10 protein-coding genes are annotated in these 19,261 nt (G+C 52.7%); 2 read left to right on the top strand and 8 right to left on the bottom strand.

The features are described 5' to 3' along the window. Positions 1-124: 124 nt before the first annotated feature. From ACRRUX_RS11340 to ACRRUX_RS11325, 4 genes are all read right to left on the bottom strand, one after another. Positions 125-2,542 carry a TIM-barrel domain-containing protein gene (locus ACRRUX_RS11340; RefSeq protein ID WP_432530307.1) on the bottom strand — a complete coding sequence of 806 codons (2,418 nt, stop codon included), beginning with the start codon at positions 2,540-2,542 and terminating at the stop codon, positions 125-127. Positions 2,543-2,611: 69 nt separating this feature from the next. Continuing rightward, positions 2,612-4,501 carry an alpha-amylase family protein gene (locus ACRRUX_RS11335; protein WP_432530304.1) on the bottom strand — a complete coding sequence of 630 codons (1,890 nt, stop codon included), beginning with the start codon at positions 4,499-4,501 and terminating at the stop codon, positions 2,612-2,614. Between the two features lie 25 nt (positions 4,502-4,526). After that, complete coding sequence (locus ACRRUX_RS11330) at positions 4,527-7,193, bottom strand: alpha-amylase family glycosyl hydrolase (protein WP_432530302.1); 2,667 nt, start codon at positions 7,191-7,193, stop codon at positions 4,527-4,529. A 193-nt stretch (positions 7,194-7,386) separates the two neighbouring features. Then, complete coding sequence (locus tag ACRRUX_RS11325; protein WP_432530300.1) at positions 7,387-10,143, bottom strand: TonB-dependent receptor; 2,757 nt, start codon at positions 10,141-10,143, stop codon at positions 7,387-7,389. Between the two features lie 533 nt (positions 10,144-10,676). Between ACRRUX_RS11325 and ACRRUX_RS11320 the strand changes: the two genes are divergently transcribed. After that, on the top strand, positions 10,677-12,293 hold the full coding sequence (locus ACRRUX_RS11320; protein ID WP_432530298.1) for an alpha-glucosidase family protein: 1,617 nt from the start codon (positions 10,677-10,679) through the stop codon (positions 12,291-12,293). A 541-nt stretch (positions 12,294-12,834) separates the two neighbouring features. Here the strand turns inward: ACRRUX_RS11320 and ACRRUX_RS11315 are convergent. Beyond that, positions 12,835-13,548, bottom strand: coding sequence for a hypothetical protein (locus tag ACRRUX_RS11315; RefSeq protein WP_432530296.1), 714 nt, complete (start codon positions 13,546-13,548; stop codon positions 12,835-12,837). Between the two features lie 143 nt (positions 13,549-13,691). Beyond that, on the bottom strand, positions 13,692-14,540 hold the full coding sequence (locus tag ACRRUX_RS11310; RefSeq protein WP_432530294.1) for a hypothetical protein: 849 nt from the start codon (positions 14,538-14,540) through the stop codon (positions 13,692-13,694). Between the two features lie 1,025 nt (positions 14,541-15,565). Here ACRRUX_RS11310 and ACRRUX_RS11305 point away from each other — a divergent pair. Then, positions 15,566-16,549 carry a helix-turn-helix domain-containing protein gene (locus ACRRUX_RS11305; protein WP_432530291.1) on the top strand — a complete coding sequence of 328 codons (984 nt, stop codon included), beginning with the start codon at positions 15,566-15,568 and terminating at the stop codon, positions 16,547-16,549. Between the two features lie 85 nt (positions 16,550-16,634). On the opposite strand, the gene ACRRUX_RS11300 is transcribed toward ACRRUX_RS11305, so the two are convergent. Next, the gene (locus ACRRUX_RS11300) at positions 16,635-17,444 is read right to left on the bottom strand and encodes a CPBP family glutamic-type intramembrane protease (protein ID WP_432530289.1); all 810 of its coding nucleotides are present in this window, start codon (positions 17,442-17,444) and stop codon (positions 16,635-16,637) included. Between the two features lie 755 nt (positions 17,445-18,199). Then, positions 18,200-18,952, bottom strand: a complete 753-nt coding sequence (locus tag ACRRUX_RS11295) for a hypothetical protein (RefSeq protein WP_432530287.1) — start codon at positions 18,950-18,952, stop codon at positions 18,200-18,202. Positions 18,953-19,261: the final 309 nt, after the last annotated feature.

Genomic DNA, 19,261 nt, shown 5'->3' with positions numbered 1-19,261 from the left:
AGGCTGGGCACCCGTTTGCATACGTATTCATGGACGGCAAACCCGCGCTGCCGCCCAGTTCAGACTCGACCGGCGGCGTTGTGAGCAGCCAAAAACACTGCTCACAACCCGCCTTTTCAACGGGTTACAGTTTGATCTTGAGAGTCTGCACGGCATCAACACCCTTGAGCGGGATATTGACCGTCAGCACACCTTGCTGCCACTGCCAGGCCACAGACTGACCGCCGAGCATCACCTCGGAGGGTTTGTCCGCCAGCTGCAGCACTCTGAGCGCAATGGCACGGCCTTCGGCATATTGCGGCTTGCCGCGACTTTGCAGCGTCAGCGTCAGCGCATCGCCCTGGACTCTGGAGCTGAATTCCAGCAGTTCAAAATTGCCTGTCTGCAGGTTGTCTGCGCCTATGCCATCGTCATCAAACATCTCGCCCTTGCTGTGACTGACCGACTTGTCGAAGTAGAAATCCAGCTGCAGCTTATCGGTGCGATAGTCGCGGCTGGAGGCCAGCTCGCCGTCGGCTTTTTGCGGCTCAATCGCCATCGGGATAAAGCTGCCGGCGCGCACCAGCACAGGAATGGTTTGCAGCGTCACCGGCACATTAACCGTGCTGGGAGCCTGACTGTCGCCCTGTCCCGGCGTGGCACTCTCATACCGCGCGCCGGTGAAATAATCGAACCAGACACCACCAGGCAGCTCAACGGCCACAGACGCCACACCGGGATCGGTGACCGGCGCCACCAGGAAGGCATCGCCCCACAGGTAGGCATCCTTGTTGTCAAACAGTGCCATATCGGCTTCGTTTTCAAACATCAAGGGGCGCATCAGCGGCATACCGGTCAGGCTGTTGTGATACGCCAGGGTGTAGTTGTAGGGCAGCAAGCGGTAACGCAGCTTGACGAAGTCGCGCAGAATGTCGCGGGTCTGCTGATCGTGGAAAACCGGCTCAGGCGCGATATTCTCCTGGGCATGGGGGCGATACACAGGCTGGAACACACCATACTGCAGCCAGCGGGTGTACATCTCAGGCTCGAACTGCTCGCCACCGGCAAAGCCGCCCAGATCCGAGTGGGTGTAGCCAAGGCCCAAGAGGCCCATCTGCAATGACAGTTCCACCTGAGGCTTGAGTCCGCCCCAGCTGCGGCTGACATCGCCGGTCCAGGGGATCAAACCGTAGCGCTGGGAGCCGACAAAGCCAGAGCGCATCATGATCATCGGCCGCTTGTGCGGCTGCGCCTGCATCAACCCCTGATACAGTAATTTCGCCCACTCGTGGCCATAGGCGTTGTGGATTTCATCGGCGCTGCCAAGGCTGTGCACTGTGTCATGGGTGTGCACTTCCGGCTCACCCAGATCGCCCCACCAGCCACCCACGCCCTGCTCCAGCAGGGTGTTGTAGATGCCCATAAACCAGTCCTGCCCTTTGGGCGAGAACACATCGATAAGCCCGGTATTGCCAAAGTAGAAATCAAAGGTTTTGGGCTCGCCGGCAAAGTTCTGCGCCAGCGCCCCGGCCTTAACCGCTTCATCCCAGCGTTTGGAGGTCGTCAGCACAAAAGGCTCGGTGATCAGTATGGTATTTACCCCTTTATCACTGAAATCGCTGATCATTTTCTCCGGCGTTGGCCAGGCTTCACTGTCCCAGTCCAGATTGCCCATATGCCCCTGCACATCCTTACCGAACCAGTAGAGATCCAGTACGATGGCATCCAGCGGATAATCCTCTTTGGCGAAGGTGTTGACCGTGTCCCGCGCCTCCTGCTCGGTGTGGTAACCAAAGCGCGAGGCGAAATTGCCCAGCGCCCAGCGCGGCGGCAATGGCTGACGACCGGTGGCGGCAGTCAGGTTTTCAATCACCTCGGGATAGTTGCTGCCGGCAGCCACCAGATAGGCGGTGCGTCCGGCCTGCGCCTCAAACTGCAGCACGTCGGGCTCAGTCTTGCCCAGATCCAGCCAGCCGGTGGCCGAGTTATCAAACACCAGCGCATATTTGTTGGAGGACATCACCGCGCTCAGGCCGTAGTACATCTGCTCGGCATGGGTGGTGTAGCCGTAGGAGGCTTTGTTGTACATAGGCAGGCGATGGCCGCGTCTGTCCATGCCCAGCACCCGCTGACCGCCGCCAATCAGCTTCTCATCCTCGTCCAGCGCGAAGCGAAAACCACGGATATTGTCATGCACAAACAGGCCGCTTTCTTCGGCCAGAATTTGCTTGCCCTCATGGTAAAAACTCAACTGCAGCGGCGAGGACTGGATCGCCACCGTCAGCTCAGGCAGCTGGTATTGCAGCAGGCCATTGCGCTTATGCAGCGCGCCGCGCACCAGCGCCGCAGTTTCATCCAGCGCAAAGGAGGGCAGCTGCTTTACCCCGTCGTTGGCATAGTGCACCGCCACCGCGCCGTCGCCATAGCCGGACAGGGTAACCAGCCCCTCGTCCGTGGTCAGCACCAGATTATTGCCATCAAAATGATGACCTTTGAGCACGGCAGCCTGCGCGGCCGTGCTAATGCTCAGGCCAGCCATCAGGATCCAGAGTAAGTTTTTCATGGGTATCTCGTTATTCTGCTTATTCGGATGTTGTTGTTTAACTTGGGCTGTTGCCCGTGCTGATGCTTATCAGCGCTGCAGTTCAAGAATGCGTGACTGCAGCGCCGCCAGTTGCATCGCCACCCGGCCTTCACCCTTGTTGACTGTCAGCGTCAGCGCATCACCACTCAGCTGGTCCAGCAGCTGATAGCGGCCATCTGTCAGCGCCATCGCGGCGATCTGTTCAGCCGGCAGCGTGAGCTCAAACTCAGTACCAGTGCGCTGGGCAAAGTTGCTGGCAATGATCAGCTGCTGCTGCTCGCTGTAACGCACAAAGGCATAGGTACTGCCGCTGTAACCGGGCGTGGTCTTGTTGGCGGTGTGAATTTCAGCGTACTGACCCATCAGCGCCGGGCTGGACTGCACAAACTGCATCAGGCGCACATAGTAGTCGCGAAGCTGCTGCTCATCGGCGCTCAATCCGCCACCGTCAAACTTGCCGCCGTTCATCCAGCGCTGGTGCGCAGGCACGCCCCAGTAGTCGAAAATAGTGGTGCGGGTAGCCTTGCCAAAACCGGCATCGCCCTCGCCGCGCTCGCCCACTTCCTGCCCGAAATACAGCATGGTGGGCGATGAGCTCAGGGTGGCAGACAGCACCATGGCTGGCAGGGCATTGACCGCTTCACCGGCAAAGTCAGGGCTGGCGATGCGCTGCTCGTCGTGGTTCTCGAGGAAGTGCAGCATATTGTGTTCAATGTCGGCTTTGGCGGCCTGGATCCTGACTATGGCATCCGTGCTCTCACGGCCCTGGATAATGGCTTTCAGGCTGTCATACAGATCCACCTTGTCATACAGATAATCCATCTTGCCCAGGTGCAGATAGTCACGGTACAGGTGCGGCTGATACACCTCGGCCAGCAGGAAGGCGTCCGGGTTGGCATGCTTGATATGACTGTTCAGATAGCTCCAGAAGGCCACAGGCACCATTTCGGCCATGTCGAAGCGGAAACCATCGACGCCAAAGTCAGTCCAGAACAGCGCGATATCGCGGAATTTTTCCCAGGAATCAGGTACATCCTTGCCCTGCCAGAAGGCGTAATGGGCGGCCACATCCAGATTGGCAAACTCAGCAGGCAGCTGCGGGAAGTCATGGCTGCCATCGGGGCGCACGCCATAGTTCACCTTGACGGTTTCATACCAATCGTGGAAATGCGGCTGGGCCGAGCGGGCGCCATTGCCGGTCCACTTGGCCGGGTTTTCCACAAATTCGCCATCAGCCAGCGGCTGCTTTTCACCGCCCAGTGGCAGGTAGCCGTCAAGATATTCAGGCACTTTGAAAGGCTCGCCCACGGCATAGTAGAAGTTGTTGTCGCGGGCGTATTCCACACTGGTGTTGTCACTGGCGCCAAAGTCCTGCACGCCTTCTGGCTTACCCAGGGATTCATAATTGCGGGCCACATGGTTGGGCACTATGTCGATCAGCACTTTCAGGCCGTGCTTGTGGCTGCGATCCACCAGCGCCCTGAACTCATCCATGCGTTTGGCGGGATCGACCGCCAGATCCGGGTTCACACTGTAATAGTCTTTGACCGCATAGGGTGAACCAGCGCGGCCCTTGACTACATCCGGGTCATCATTGCTGATGCCATAGGCCGTGTAGTCGGCCACCAGCGCATGGTGCGGCACGCCTGTGTACCAGACATGGCTGACGCCCAGCTGTTTAATGCCCTCCAGCGCCTTGTCAGATATGTCGTTGAACTTGCCGATGCCGTTCCGCTCCGCCGTGCCCCAGGGGATGTTGGCGCTTTGGGTATTGCCAAACAAACGGGTAAACATCTGGTACACCACGGCTTTATTGTGCGGCTGTGCACCCGCGACGTTAGCTGCGTCCTCGCCCTGGTTTGGCGCGGCACTGCAGCCAGCAAGACCAATGGAAACGGCCACCAGCGCCGACAGCCGGGAAATGCGGAAAAACGACATAGGGTATCTCACTCTTTTGTTTTGCTTATTCTATTGTTGAGCTGGTATTCGGGCTCAGGGTGGATGCCTGCTTCAGCTTGGTATCAAGCCACAGACTGTCCATGATCAGCGGCGATTGACTGTCACCGCCACCGAATGACCAGGAGCTCGCCTGCGGCGTCACCAAACGTAAATCCCCTTCACCACTGCGATCCCAGGTGGTGATATAAATGCTGACGCCATCCCACTGCTGCAGTCCCAGACCTTCTCCCTGATAGCTCAGGGTCAGGGTGCCTGCCGCTTTATCCACAGTCACTTTGGGCGCAGGCGCCACCCGCGCAATCCCGAGCTTGCCCGCAGAGTCGGTCGCGCCCGGAATAAACAGGGTATTGCCCCAGCCATGCAGGGTGTGCCCCAGATGCCAGTGGCCCTGTGGCATATCAGCCTTAAGATCCGGCAAGGCGCTGGCGGCGTTGGCATGGGGCAGCTGGCTGGAGAGATCGAAATAGATATCGAAGCTGACATTGTCGAATCCCTGGGCAGGCTGCCAGCCATCGCTGATCTCGGCCATACTCAGGGTCAGCTCCAGCACACTGCCGCCGCTGCGCACACTGGCTGCAGTGATATCCCGCTGCGCGCCGCTGTTGGCATGATTTGGCCGCTGATAGGCTTCATCACCCACAGGGTCTGTAACCTCCAGTTGCCATGCCGGAGTCAGCACCTGAGTGGTAAAACTGACCGTCTCGCCCGCCAGCGCCAATCCCGGCGCATACAGATTGATAGACTGGGGCCAGTTGCCAAGGGATCTCACCGGCAGTGGATATTGCCACTTGCCATCGGCTGAGACGGTCAGGGGCACAGCAGTATCCAGATTACCGTTCAACACCAGCTGCAGCTGGCTATCAGGCTGGCTGAAATGTCCCTGCAGCAAGGTATCCGCTGTCAGGGTTTGGCCCTGAAGCCGGGTTTCCAGCGTCAGCGCTGGCTTCTTTTCTGGCATTAGCTCTGGCGTTAGCTCTGACTGAACCGCTGCAGACTCGCCCACCCAGCGATAAACCCGGATTGCCTTGGCAGGCAGGTTCATGGTCAGCTCACCACTGCTGCTCAATACCGGCTTGTCAGCAACCGCCCCCTTTTCATCCAGCACCAGCTGCCAATGTCCGGCTTGCAGCGGCATATTGGCCAGCAGCTGGGCGCTCTGGGCGGTATTCATCAGCACCAGAGTGCGCTGCTGAGCGGCTTGTTTATCCTGCTCATCCTGATAGCTGCGCTCAAACCCCAGTATTCCCGCGCCCTGACTGGCGCTCGCCAGAACCCTTAAATCACCCCGGGTCAGCGCCTTGTCACTCAGCCTGAGGGCGGCCAGATCCCGCACAAAACGGAACATCGGCGAGTCGGTATCAAACTGGCTCTGGCTCGAGCCATAACCACCGGCAAACATGGCCTGACGGGTTTGCGTCAACGCCTGCTCGTCCCCCTGATAGATCACAGGGATCCCCGGTACAGTGAAGATGACCGCCATCGCCTGACGGAAAGATTCCAGTGAACCGGATGACAGGAATCTGCGGGTGTCATGGTTATCAACAAAGTTGGGGATCACCCAGGGATTGGGATAGACCGCCATCTGCTGCTCGAGCCGGTAGGCCAGTTGCGCCGTGGGCGCGCCTTCGGCCATCACCCGCCCCAGCTCGAAAAACAGCGGGAAACCGATGACAGAGTTCAGTTCAGGCTTATCCTTTGTGCCCAGAAAGCTCACCAGCTTGTGCTCGCCGCTGTTTTGCATGGGAGCAGAGCCATCAAAAATTTCGCCGAAGGCCAGAAAATCATGCCGCCCTGTGCCTTTCGCCGCTGCCATGATGCCGTTGGGCGCATGTAGAAAGTCGTGCCAGAAGTCATGCTCCACATACTTGGCGGTATCTACCCGAAACGCATCCACCCCCACGGTTTCAATCCAGTAGCGGTAGCTGTCTTTGAGGGTTTCCCGCACCCTGGGGTTGCTGGTGTTGAGATCCGACAGATTAGCCAGCTGATGAGTGAACTCCTGAGCCGGATCCTGATAGTCGGTAATGGGCGGAGTCCAGTGGTAGATATCCGCTGCCACATGCTCAGGATTGTGCCTGTCGACCAGCTCAAAGGGCGCCTGAGTCGGGAAGCGGTTACCCGGATGCTCATCAGCAAACACTCTGAAGTGTTTGGCTGTGTCCTGCGGATCATATTCGCCTTCGTAGCCGAAGAAATTGCCTGTGTGATTGACCACAATATCCTGGATCAAATACATGCCGCGGCGATGCAGATCATCAGACAGCGCCTGATAATCTTCCAGCGTGCCGAAATGGGGATCGTTCTGCTTAAAGTTGGTCGCCCAGTAACCGTGGTAGCCACCATACTGACCTTTGGGATACCACCACTGATTGGCCACAGGCGGGGTCAGCCATAGGGCGGTGGCGCCGAGCTTTTGCATATAATCCAGCTGGGCCTTCATGCCCTTGAGATCGCCCCCGCTGAATTTACGGTGATCTTGAGGATCAAACTCGCCGGCACCCTGATCATTATTGGACGGATCGCCATCGTTAAAACGATCGGTCAATGCGAAATAGATGATCTGATCGCGCCAGTCCGGCGACGGCACGTGCAACAGAGGCTCAGCAAACGCAGGCGCAGCTAAAGATACGAAACTGCTGCCCGCCAGCAGCACAGGGAAAATACGCCTCACTTTACAGTCTCCATCTGACAATAGGCTGGTAGAAATTCTTGATGAGTTGGCACAGGACAAAGCCGCTGCGCGCCCCAGTGTTTCCGTTAACCACATCTGACCCAGATGTTGTTAAGCAAAACACTGTTAACTGATTAATTCAGTTAAAATAATGTCCGGCAGCATCCACTGCCGGACATGGGTTAATCACAGATTAAAATGCGTAGCTGGCACCCAACATATAGGTACGGCCATAGCTCTGATGGTCGATGATTCGACGCTCATCACCGTTTTCAAAGGTGATAAACGGCTCATCGGTCAGGTTCAGGCCCTGCAGCACGATAGACAGACCTTCCAGTCCACGGATCCCGGACTCGGCAAAGTCATAACCTATCTGGGCATCGACGATAGTTTCACTGGCAACGGTACGCATATCCCGCTTCAGACCTACGCCACTGACTTCGCCCAGGAAGTCAGAGCGGTAACGGGCGCTGACACGGGCCTGGAAGCCATAATCTTCGTAGTAGATGCTGGAGTTGATCACTTCCCTGGACAGACCCGGCAGCTCGATAGGCTCGCTGTCGGCAGATTCCTGTACCTTGCTGTCTGTGTAGGAGTAGTTCACCGACACACCGAAACCGGACAGGGCGTCGTGCAGCAGGTCGCCGGTCAGCGCCAGAGTCAGTTCACCACCCCAGATATAACCACCCTGACCGTTTTGCCAGATATTGTAATAACCTTCGGTCATTGCAGGCGGCGTACCGGCAACTGGAACGTCACTGAAATCATGAACGGTTTGCTGGTTGTAGATGTAGTTTTCCAGATGCTTGTAGAACAGGGCCGCAGAGAAGTAGCTGGTGCCGGAGAAGTAGTTCTCATAGCTCAGATCATACTGCCAGGCCATCCAGGGCTTAAGCTCAACGTTACCGCCACCACCACTCCATGGAGATTGGGTTATCTCAGTTGAGTTGGCCTTTTTCGGGTCATAGTTGACGCTTCTGCTGGCATTCATCTGATCCATACGGGCGCGGGCCAGAGTTCGGGCGATACTCAGGCGGACATATTGATCATCTGCCACTTCCAAACCCAGGTTCATACTGGGCAACAATTCCCAATAGTCAGTGCCGCCATTAACTGATACGACTTCCTGAGTATCCGGAGCACCTTCTTGCTCGCCTTTTTTGTTAAGAACGGTATATCCATCAGAACTTTGATCTGTATACACAGCCTGAAGACCCAGGTTACCTTTCAGCTCCATACCTGCAATTTCGGTATACAGGTTGGCCTGCACATAAGGGGTAATCACCTCTTCCTGTACTGACCAGGATTTGGTGTGACTCCAGGGATCCAATACTGATGTTTCCAGCACATCATAGTAGAGACCGCTTTCATACAAAGCGCGGGCGTCATAGGTCAGGATATTGCCTATGCCGATAAAGCCCAGATCCACAGGTGACATAAGATATTCAGAAGGTACGGCAACAGATGCATTGTTCTTCAGTTGCAGGAAGGCACCGCGGTAATTCTTGGTCTTTTCACGATTGGTGTAGTTAACGCCGAACTCGAGCTCTTCAACGATGCCGGAACCCAGGTAGTAATTGGCACTCAGGCGTACTGCCGACAACTCATCTTCCAGCTTAATGTCATTGATAAAGCCATCCTGAATACCAGGATGATTCATCACGCCCCAGTTCTGTGGATTACCCAGCTGCACCAGATTCGGGTCGGCCAGGTTCAGACCCATATCGAAAATCGCGCCGGCATCTGTCATCACAAAATCAACGTCAGTACCAGGACCTGTACCACCACGGCCAATACCGGCATAGCTTTCCAGGGAGAAGGTGTGGGTATCAGCTTTGGAGTAGGAAATGTCTGCCGCTAGGGTCAGATTATCACTGGCTGAGTAGCTGAGATTCCAGCCCAGGGCGATCAAATCAGAATTCTTGTCTTCATAGTCATTCCGGATAATGGGGTTTACACCGGTAAAGGTACCGGAAGTCACCATACCGTCTTTGATAACCGCATTTTCCAGATTAGAGGTGTTAGTGTCTTTGTCGTAGCGGTACAGTGGCATCTCGGCGCCACGCAGATTGTAGTTATCTTCAAAGTTTGTATAGAAGACATCAATCAGGGAGTGCCATTTTTCGTTGGGAGCAAATTCGATAACCGCCATCACGCCGTCACGCTGTTGCTCAGAAGACTGCACATAAGGTTTGTAACCATTGAGCACTCTAGGGCTGCCCTCGATCTCTTGAGCTTCAGGATATCCCCAGCTGTGGGAGCGCTCATTCTGGCTGGGGCTGGACATGGAGGAGAAACCGATGGCCACACCCAGGGTGTCATCCAGGAATTGATCTATGTAGGAGATGCTGCTGCGGTAACCCTTGTTGCTGACTTCAGGGTTAAGCTGATGCATGTCGTTCATTTCATAACGACCGTTGATCACCAGTGCCTGCTCGCCGAAGGCCAGTGGCCGCACGGTTTGCAGATCCACAGTGCCACCAATGGCCTGGGCCATCAGGCTGGCATCCGGGGTCTTGTACACCACGGCTGAGTTGATCAGTTCAGAGGGGTATTGGTCGAACTCGATACCACGGTTTTCGTTGACTGTGACCTGTTCACGGCCATTGAGGGTCGCGGTGGTAAAGTCTGGTGCCAGACCACGGATAGACACCACGTTGGCACGACCATTGAGTCGCTGGGTGGTCAGACCCGGCAGGCGCGCCAGCGATTCGGCGATACTGTTGTCGGGTAACTTACCAATGTCTTCCGCCGAGATGGCCTCAACGATGGAACTGTTATCCATTTTAGTGGCCTGAGCGGCCGCCAGTGAACCTCGGATACCACGGACTTCAATCACTTCTACCGGCGCGTCTGTTGCTGACTGCTCGGCGGCGACCACAACACTTGTGCTGGTTGCTCCAGCAGCGGCCAACGCCAACATCACCAGACTAGGCTTGAACAGTGACATGTCTCCCCCTTGGATTTAATTATCTTTTTGTGGGGATGAGATCTGGTGCCTTGTTATGTAGGGTATGCACTCAGACATCATCAGATATTTGTTACCATCCGGTTAAACCCAGCTCAATTTCCTGCATACGTATTCATCCCTGGGCAAAAAGGCATTTCCGCCTGCCCGGCCTTAATTAAGCCAGTCTGCGGAAAACAGGTAACTCCTTGTATTTACTCTGCCAAATGTCTAATCCATGACAATCTTTGATGCCGGACAGTGCTCCCGGGAGAGAGTCGTCCAACGGCGCACCGGACATCACTTGCGAACCGAAATCAGCGATGCAGGGCAACATGGTTACTGACGATTTTTCAAAGCCCGCCAATAAGACATCACACATGAATAAAATTCAATGATTGATACCTCATTGTGAGCATGCATACGTATGCAAAGTGACGTGTACCTCAGGAACCATTACCGTTATTTGTAAAAGGCGACAGGCCGAACTGTGATACCAGCCCCATTTATCTTCGCAGGGGCGATTGAGGAGTGTTATGAACAACATGGAATGGTGGCGTGGCGCCGTCATCTATCAGATCTATCCCCGCAGTTTTGCAGACAGCAATGCCGATGGCATTGGGGATCTGCCCGGGATAATCGATAAGCTGGATTACATTGCCGATCTGGGTGTGGATGCCATCTGGATCTCGCCGTTTTTCAAATCGCCCATGGCAGACTTTGGCTATGACATCAGTGACTACCGGGATGTCGACCCCATGTTCGGTAATCTGGATGACTTCGATCGCCTGCTGGCAAAAGCCCACCGTCTTGGCCTGAAGGTGATGATAGATCAGGTGCTGAGCCATACCTCAGATCAACACGCCTGGTTTCTGGAGAGCCGCGAAAGCCGCGACAACCCCAAGGCCGACTGGTACGTGTGGGCCGATCCCCGTCCGGATGGCACCCCACCAAATAACTGGCTGTCGATCTTCGGTGGCTGCGCCTGGCAATGGGAACCCCGCCGTGGTCAGTACTACCTGCACAACTTCCTCACCAGCCAGCCGGATCTGAACTTCCATAACCCGGAAGTACAGCTGGCGGCACTGGATAATGTGGAGTTTTGGCTGAAACGTGGTGTGGACGGTTTCCGTCTGGATGCCATCAACTTCTGCTTCCACGACAAGCTGCTGCGCGACAACCCGCCTAAGCCGGAAGCCGAGCGTTCAGGTCGTGGGTTCAGCAACGACAACCCCTATGCGTTCCAGTACCACTGGTACAACAATACTCAGCCGGAAAACCTGGCCTTTATCGACGATCTGCGCGCCCTGCTGGACAAGTATCCGGGCGCAGCGGCGCTGGGCGAGATCTCCTCGGAAGACTCGCTGGCCACCATGGCCGAGTACACCCAGCCAGGCCGTCTGCATCTGGGCTACAGCTTTGAGTTCCTCACCGACGACAGCGACGCGGCCTATATCCGCAGCACAGTGGAGAACCTGGAAAACAAACTGGGCTCCGGCTGGCCTTGCTGGGCGTTCAGCAACCACGACGTTAAACGGGTCGCCACCCGCTGGGCCCGCAACGGCGAGCCATCGGCGATTCAGGCCAGCATGCTCAATGTGCTGCTGGGCTGTATTCGCGGCAGTATCTGCATGTATCAGGGCGAAGAGCTGGGCCTGACCGAAGCCGATATCCCGTTTGAGCTGCTGCAGGACCCCTACGGCATCACCTTCTGGCCTAACTTCAAGGGCCGCGACGGTTGCCGCACGCCCATGCCATGGCAGCAAGATGGTGAGTTTGCCGGTTTCAGCACAGTCACTCCCTGGCTGCCCGCCGTCGATACTCACAAGCCACTGGCAGTGGATGTGCAGCAGGCCGATGAGCTGTCAGTACTGAAAGCCACCCAAGCCTTCCTGCACTGGCGCAAGACCCAGCAGGTATTGCTGGCCGGTTCCATCCGCTTTGCCGATCTGAGCGAGCCACTGCTGGGCTTCTGGCGCGAGTATCAAGGCCAGCGTCTGCTGTGTGTGTTTAACCTCAGCGGTGAGGCACAGTCTGTATCTCTGGACGGTATCGCATCCAATGGCGTGCAGCTTGCCCCAGGTGGGGTGGAGGTGTCTGGCAACACCTTGCACCTGCCGCCGTTTGGGTATGCAGTGTTGTCGGTTGAATAAGCCTGAGCCTTTATTCATCGGCTCTAAATGATGAGAACCCAGCCCAGGCTGGGTTCTTTGTTTTTGCTGATTGCGATTCAGCAGTCGCAGATTTGATGCTTCTCATCGAGGTCGCCTACGGCGGGGAGCAGCCAAGCTACGCTTGGCCGAAATCGAAGCCTTCCAGGCTTCACCCGGGTCAGGGGTATTGCTCGTCCAATACCCCTAACAACCCCAAGGACGCCCCAACCAACGCTGACAACTCCTCAGGCTTATGCTGAAAATTGGCTAACGCGACAGACGCTCGTCCATGATTCGACTGTCGCTGCTTCGGCATCCGTGCCTCGCTACGCCATTTTCAGCAACACCCTCGGCAGCGTCGGACGGGGACTCGGCGCAACCCTCAACTATCGTGCATCTAACATAGGGACAGTTTGGATAACGCCCACTAAGTTGTGAGCAAAGCTGCCACATTACCGAAAGACTGCACCTTAATCACCAAACAAATTGAAACCAAAAGCGCCAAACGTCGCAGATCAGCTTGAATTATTTATAAAACAAATTATTCATTGTTCCAAAAATGATTATCGTGGATACCAAGTGGAAGTTCTAAGTAACTATGCCGTTTCATAGCTGCTTCGTACTCATCAAGTATTCGCATGCATATTTCTTGCTTATGTTCGGCCGTATAATCTTTGGGAAATCTTGCGATATCGTCCGTACGGCATAGAGTTTCAACTCTACGATATATGGGTACTAGCATTACATTTTTCAATTTTTGATAAATAGACTTTGGCAAAGGAACATAACAGACCGAGCCATTACTCAAGTAAATAGCAATCTTTGCTTTGAACATTCTTTGCATACCTACAGGACTCCTGATATCAGATATCTCACAATATGCATCAAAAATTGATTTTGCTGAGCAATTAAATCGATGGTACCCCCCAGATTGAACCTCAATATCTAACCTTTCACTTTGCCTATAAGGATCGTCAACGAATAAGGAACTATGGGTAAACCTGCTTGGCGATTGTTTTCTTCTAGAAATCAACGAAGCTTGGACTAAGCGAACATGCGATATATGTGCAGTAACCGGCTTGAAGTTATATACATCAATAGAAAACTCACCATCTTCACCAAACTTGATTTCTGAGACTCTAGCTTTTAGTCTTGGCCGGTTAACATTCATTGCGTAAAATACTGCTGAAAATGCACCTAATCCAGAAAACCAAGTACCTAACATACTCAAAATATCAACTGTACTTGCCTTCATTTATCTTCTCTACAGGAGATTAGCCTAACACCCTAATCTATGGTGTGAGCAACACTATCCAAAAAATACCGCATACGAGATTATTCACTGAAACCAACACTCTGTGAAAATGCCACGCGTTGCGAATCCGCTTGAATTTATTATTAAGCTGCATTTAGCCACTTACTTAGATCTAGTTCTGGCTTCACTGCTTCTTGCATTACTTTCGAGCTAGGTAGAGATGTAAAGTCGATGTTTAGCATTTGCTGAAGTGTTTCGCTAGGTTCATATGCCAGTTCAAAAGAGCAAGCTTCATTAAAGATATGAGCTACTTTTTGTATTTGAGAAACAAATAACTTTATATCACCATCTTGAACAATTATTTGTACACCATTATACGTTACGGCACTACCGCTACTTCCTGCGTAAGAAGTCAAATACAGTGAATCGGCAAACTTTTGAACAGTAGATTGCATTTCAACCAAAATCCGATTTTGGTCAGACTTCGAGCATGCTGTAAGTTCCGTCGATTGTTCAACAAAACGTGTAACCATAGAGTTGAAACTATCCCAAACACTGGCTGGTACAGAGAAATCACCATATCTCGCATTCGGGAATAGTACTTTATGCAATTTCCTTGGTGAGGATGTGTGATGCGTGCTACTCCATATCTTAATTAGGTACTTTTCAAACTCTTCGATATGCTTGTAGTAGTTAGAAAAGCTATTTTGTTCATTCGCGACACGTATTTGCTCTTTGGTTCGCTCTGAACGATGATTCGCAGCAAGCAAAGCAACGATTGGTATGATTAGAGCCAAGATAGCTAGAGGAACACGAAATACTACCAGGGCATGATTAAAACCAGCATATGAATAATCTGGAGTTATCTGAGAATTAATACCGATGATCAGCGCAACAATAGTTGCGAAGCTAATAAAAACACCTACCACAAGCCAAAGAACCTTTAGCTCAATTAGGCTTTTTTGTGGATCAAAACGCAATTTACTCTTCATTGCCCCTCCTTCTGTGTAATATTTTAGCTACAAGAACGCCTGTTTATCCATTTTGAGCGATCACCCTATCCTTCCGTTTTATTCACAAAATATGCTACATAACGTCTCTGTGGATAGATAGCTATATAGACAAATCGAGACGTCTCGTGATCTCGTTTTATCAGTCTCGTTGATTGAACAATAATTTACCACTAACAGACTGAATAATTGAAGATTTATTGATTCTGCTCTAGCTATCTGTGAACGAAGTTGCGTAGATAGTAGGAGCCGTTCCTGTCATCTCGGATTTAACGGGATAACCGACCGCGCAAAGTGACTTTGGGGTGGCTCAGTGGTTGAGGAGTGCACCAGTCCCCGTCCGACGCTGCCGAGGGTGTTGCTGAAAATGGCGTAGCGAGGCATGGATGCCGAAGCAGCGACAGTCGAATCATGGACGAGCGTCTGTCGCGTTAGCCAATTTTCAGCATAAGCCTGAGGAGTTGTCAGCGTTGGTTGGGGCGCCCTTTGGGGTGGAGGGGGCTTTGGGCGAACAAAGCCCCCTCCCCGGGTGTGGGTTGGAGACCCACGACTTTCGCCGCTGATAGCGGCACGTCCCGCAGGGACAGAACTTTAGTTCGGCCAAGCGCAGCTTGGCAATCCTTGCGAAAGCAAGTTTGGAGCGCAGCTCCAATAATTCCACCGCTGGCAAGCGGCATATCCCGCAGGGATATCAAAAGAGTCTCACTGGCGATACGGTGGCGACATCACGCTTGGGATATCAAAAGAGACTCACCGGCGATACGGTGGTGTCATCTTGCTTGAAAAATCCTAACTTCCCTCAAAGTTAACCCCACCACAGACTCTATGTATGATGAAGTACAAACGACGAGAAAAAATGTGGTCACCAGAGGTGATGTATCGCTCAAAGTGCAGCTTTTAGGGCATTCGCAACCGCTGGTTGACAAAATTACAAGCGGGCTTGGTGGTGGGCAACTGGCTGAATTTCTACGATGAAGGCCTATACAAAGCAACGAGGGATAAGTGCGATGATATTGGCTGACAAGATAGTGAAGTTACGCAAGCAGACCGGCTGGTCGCAGGAAGAATTGGCAGACAAGGTGGGAGTATCCCGCCAGTCTGTGTCCAAATGGGAGAGTGCCAACAGCATTCCGGATCTGAACAAAATCATTCTGCTGGCCGACCTCTTCGGTGTCTCCACCGATTATCTGATCAAAGACGAGATAGAGCAGGCAGACAGAACAATCGTAAGCGATAAGCCAGAGGTGCCGCAGATCGGCATGGAAGAGGCCAATCGTTATTTGCAGAGTAAGATGGCTGTGGCCGAATTGACATTAAAAGGGGTAATGCTGTGTGTCTGCTCCGTGGTGCCCCTGTTCTTCTTCCTCGCCATGGCGGCAGACCAAAGATTTGGCATGACCCATAACATGGCAGTCGCCTGCGGTATCGCTGCTATTTTGGTGATGGTGTGCTGGGGCATCAGTTATTTTATCAAGATGAGCCCATTCAGCGCCGACACTGACACCATAGATGAAGAGGTGTTTGAACTCAGCTATGGGGTCCACAGCGCCTTCACCCAAAAGCTCAACAGCTTCCGTCCCACTTACACCCGTCGACTGACACTGGGCATATTTCTGTTTTTCAGCAGTTTTCTCCCCTTGATGTTAAGCGCTGTCTTCTATCAAGGCCGGGAGCTACTCATGCTGATGCTGGTTGTGCTTGTATTGCTGATTGCCGCTGGCTTGTTTGTCATCATTCCGATATCGGCTAAATTTGATGCTTACACCGCCATACTCACAGACAAAATGGCCAATACCGCCAAGTCACGCCGTGCCAAACAGGCACAAAAGCTGGCAGGATTTTACTGGCCACTGGTTACAGCGATATTTCTTGGTTGGAGCCTGTGGACCATGAACTGGGGCATTACCTGGATTGTCTGGCCCGTCGCCAGTGTACTGTTCGCCGCCCTCGTCGGCTTGATGGAACTGCTCCACAAAGAAGAACCGGCCTGAATCCCGCGCTGCAGTCTTCTCAACAAAGACCCCGGTCAAAACCGGGGTCCAAATGTTACTCCTGATTACCGAGTCATGGCGGTTGTTAAACCAATTTCTCGCCCACAATCATCACCAGATGAGCAACCATATGGGCAATCATGGCAGCCTCCAACCCACGCTTCCAATACAAGGCCCCGGCGATAAAACCGAACAGGCTGTTGCCCAGTATGATGTAGGTCACCAAAGGCATAGTCACAGTCGGCGACAACAAATTGACCGCGGGTAAATGGCCAATAGCAAACAATAAAGATGAAAGAATAATCGCCAGAATATAGTTGTAGGCGTTAACCGAACCCTGCCCCTGCTGGATAAGGCGATATATCCCCCAGGTAAAAAATGACATCAACCCAAAGCGGATCAGTATCTCTTCGGTAATGCCGCCATACAGCAATTTTGTGTAAACAGGTAAACTGAATGCCTGTGCATTACCGATAAACTCACCGGGTAAATAGGGCAAAAACACCCCCTGCACCGCCAAAATAGCGACCCCGCCGACCACGCCCCAGATCACAGCAGGCAATATAATTCGCCGATAATTAATACTCCCCAGTGACTTGCCAATCCACGCGTCAATTATTGGTGTCTCTAATTCCACCTTAGGTGCAGCCCAGATACCGATGAAAATCATGGCAATCAGGAGAGCAGAAGATTGAACAGCAGAAATAACATAAAGGAGTGAAAGTGGCAGCGGACTTTGTTGACCGGAAATTTGAAGCAATTGGGGAATTAATGGCAGCGCTGACAACACCCCGACAAAGCCCAAACCAAAGAGTATTAAAATTTTAAGCCAGTATGCTTTTCTCTGTTCCATCATGTTACTTCCTTCACTCTTCCCTATAGCTTTTTTGCTCACTACACACTGGCTCATTGATATGCAGATTCCCAATTGAACTGGTTATGTTCAACCCACTGTAACATGGGTGTTTATTAGGCACAGCTGAAAATGATTGAAGCTCAAAATGACAACATAAATAAAAAAGATATGACAGGCATACCACTAACTCAGAAATAGCGGAGTACACCAGTCCCCGTCCAACGCTGTCGAGAGTATTGCTGAAAATGGCGTAGTGAGGCATGGATGCCGAAGCAGCGACAGTCGAATCATGGACGAGCGTCTGTCGCGTTAGCCAATTTTCAGCTTAAGCCTGAGGAATTGTCAGCGTTGGTTGGGGCGCCCTTTGGGGTGGAGGGGGCTTTGGGCGAGCAAAGCCCCATCCTCAGGTGTGGGTTGGCGAGTGTCGCAAAGCGGCAAGCTCACGAGCGAGAGCCATGGATGACGAACTGGCGGTTGTACAGGGATGTATTTGCCCACGACTTTCGCCGCTGGCAAGCGGCATGTCCCGCAGGGATATCAAAAAGAGGCTCACCGGCGATATGGTGGCAGGTCGTCAACCTGGTTGATGAAGTAGTTCCGAATTCAGGCATCGTACTATTCTCCCCAAACGAAAAAGCCCCGGTGACTACCAAGGCTTTCACGGTACGAACCCGATTATGGATCAAATGACAAACCAAATCGTCGCAGAGTCAACCGCCAGCTTAGAGCTAAACTGGCATTCTCCTATCGAAGCCAAACTTACGAAATTTCCAATCAGTTCGATATGTAATTAATTATAATACTAAAGGAATTTCTTTAAATGTAAGGATTTTCTTTGCACTCATGCATCCGGAACCAAAGGCCATTTTAATCGCTGAAACACCTGTAACAGCGTTACTAGGTGAAGCAAAAGACAGTCTGAAAGGCGTGTTTACACCATCTATAAGCTGAAACTCCCTAGAGCAATATCCGTCAGCCGATACACTAGTGCCATTGCTAGCAATATACGAAATAACTGTCCCAGCATTTCCTAAATCATCATAAACAGCTGAGGTCGGCCTAATAGTAACACTGGTGTCACCCTCTACAGCTCTAAACACCACATTACAATCCAAGCGAGAACCATTTCTTAGGCAGTCTTTAACGCTAATCGCTACTCCCGCATATTCTTGTGACTTTAATTCCGCAAAACTCTTATTCAATTTTTCCCTGGCAACTCTGCTCTCATTCTCTTTTGCCAGTTTTAGCACTGTTTCTTTTTCGGCCTCTAATAACTGCTTTACCAAGCGATTCTCAGTTACGATACTGTCTAGCGAAGAGTTAAGTGTATCATTCTGGGTTTGCAACCTAGAGTTTTCAGCCTTCAACTCGGCCACCAAACCTTTATATTCAGCGATTTCTTCAAGCTTTGGAGTCATAAGCTCCATTTGATGTTTCTCGCCCATACCAAATGCTGTATACGCAAGACCAACGACCGTACCAACTAAACCAATTGCCGCTACCGTGAAGCCAGTCCCTCTGCTAAACCCTGAAAACAAGTTACTCATCTCACTTTCTCCTTGTGAACTACACCCAAAGCCAATATTACAAACCAACAACCGAACAAAGTACCATATCTTCCAAGTCGAAAACAAAGAGCGGAAAGGTAGGACAGGCATAACTTTTACTCAGTTATCGCAGGGTACACCTGTTCTCCGTCGAAGCGGCCGAAGGTGATGGGTTCAAATGCCGTGGACGAGGCATGGACGCCGAGTCAGGCTCAGTCGAATCATGGACGAGCGTCTGAGCCGGTAGCGATTTTCACCATAAATTCGAGGGGGTGTCGGCACCGTCCGGGGCGGCAGGGGGTTTGCAAA

The organism is Shewanella sp. GXUN23E (assembly GCF_050865035.1).
GTDB lineage: Bacteria > Pseudomonadota > Gammaproteobacteria > Enterobacterales > Shewanellaceae > Shewanella.
This window is presented reverse-complemented; position numbering and strand designations above follow the sequence as displayed.

Bases quoted from the DNA above. Each gene is read 5' to 3' on its own strand.
- ACRRUX_RS11320 (WP_432530298.1), top strand. From the start codon at position 10,677: ATGAACAACATGGAATGGTGGCGTGGCGCCGTCATCTATCAGATCTAT.
- ACRRUX_RS11335 (WP_432530304.1), bottom strand. From the start codon at position 4,501: ATGTCGTTTTTCCGCATTTCCCGGCTGTCGGCGCTGGTGGCCGTTTCC.
- ACRRUX_RS11325 (WP_432530300.1), bottom strand. From the start codon at position 10,143: ATGTCACTGTTCAAGCCTAGTCTGGTGATGTTGGCGTTGGCCGCTGCT.
- ACRRUX_RS11295 (WP_432530287.1), bottom strand. From the start codon at position 18,952: ATGAGTAACTTGTTTTCAGGGTTTAGCAGAGGGACTGGCTTCACGGTA.
- ACRRUX_RS11310 (WP_432530294.1), bottom strand. From the start codon at position 14,540: ATGAAGAGTAAATTGCGTTTTGATCCACAAAAAAGCCTAATTGAGCTA.
- ACRRUX_RS11305 (WP_432530291.1), top strand. From the start codon at position 15,566: ATGATATTGGCTGACAAGATAGTGAAGTTACGCAAGCAGACCGGCTGG.
- ACRRUX_RS11340 (WP_432530307.1), bottom strand. From the start codon at position 2,542: ATGAAAAACTTACTCTGGATCCTGATGGCTGGCCTGAGCATTAGCACG.
- ACRRUX_RS11315 (WP_432530296.1), bottom strand. From the start codon at position 13,548: ATGAAGGCAAGTACAGTTGATATTTTGAGTATGTTAGGTACTTGGTTT.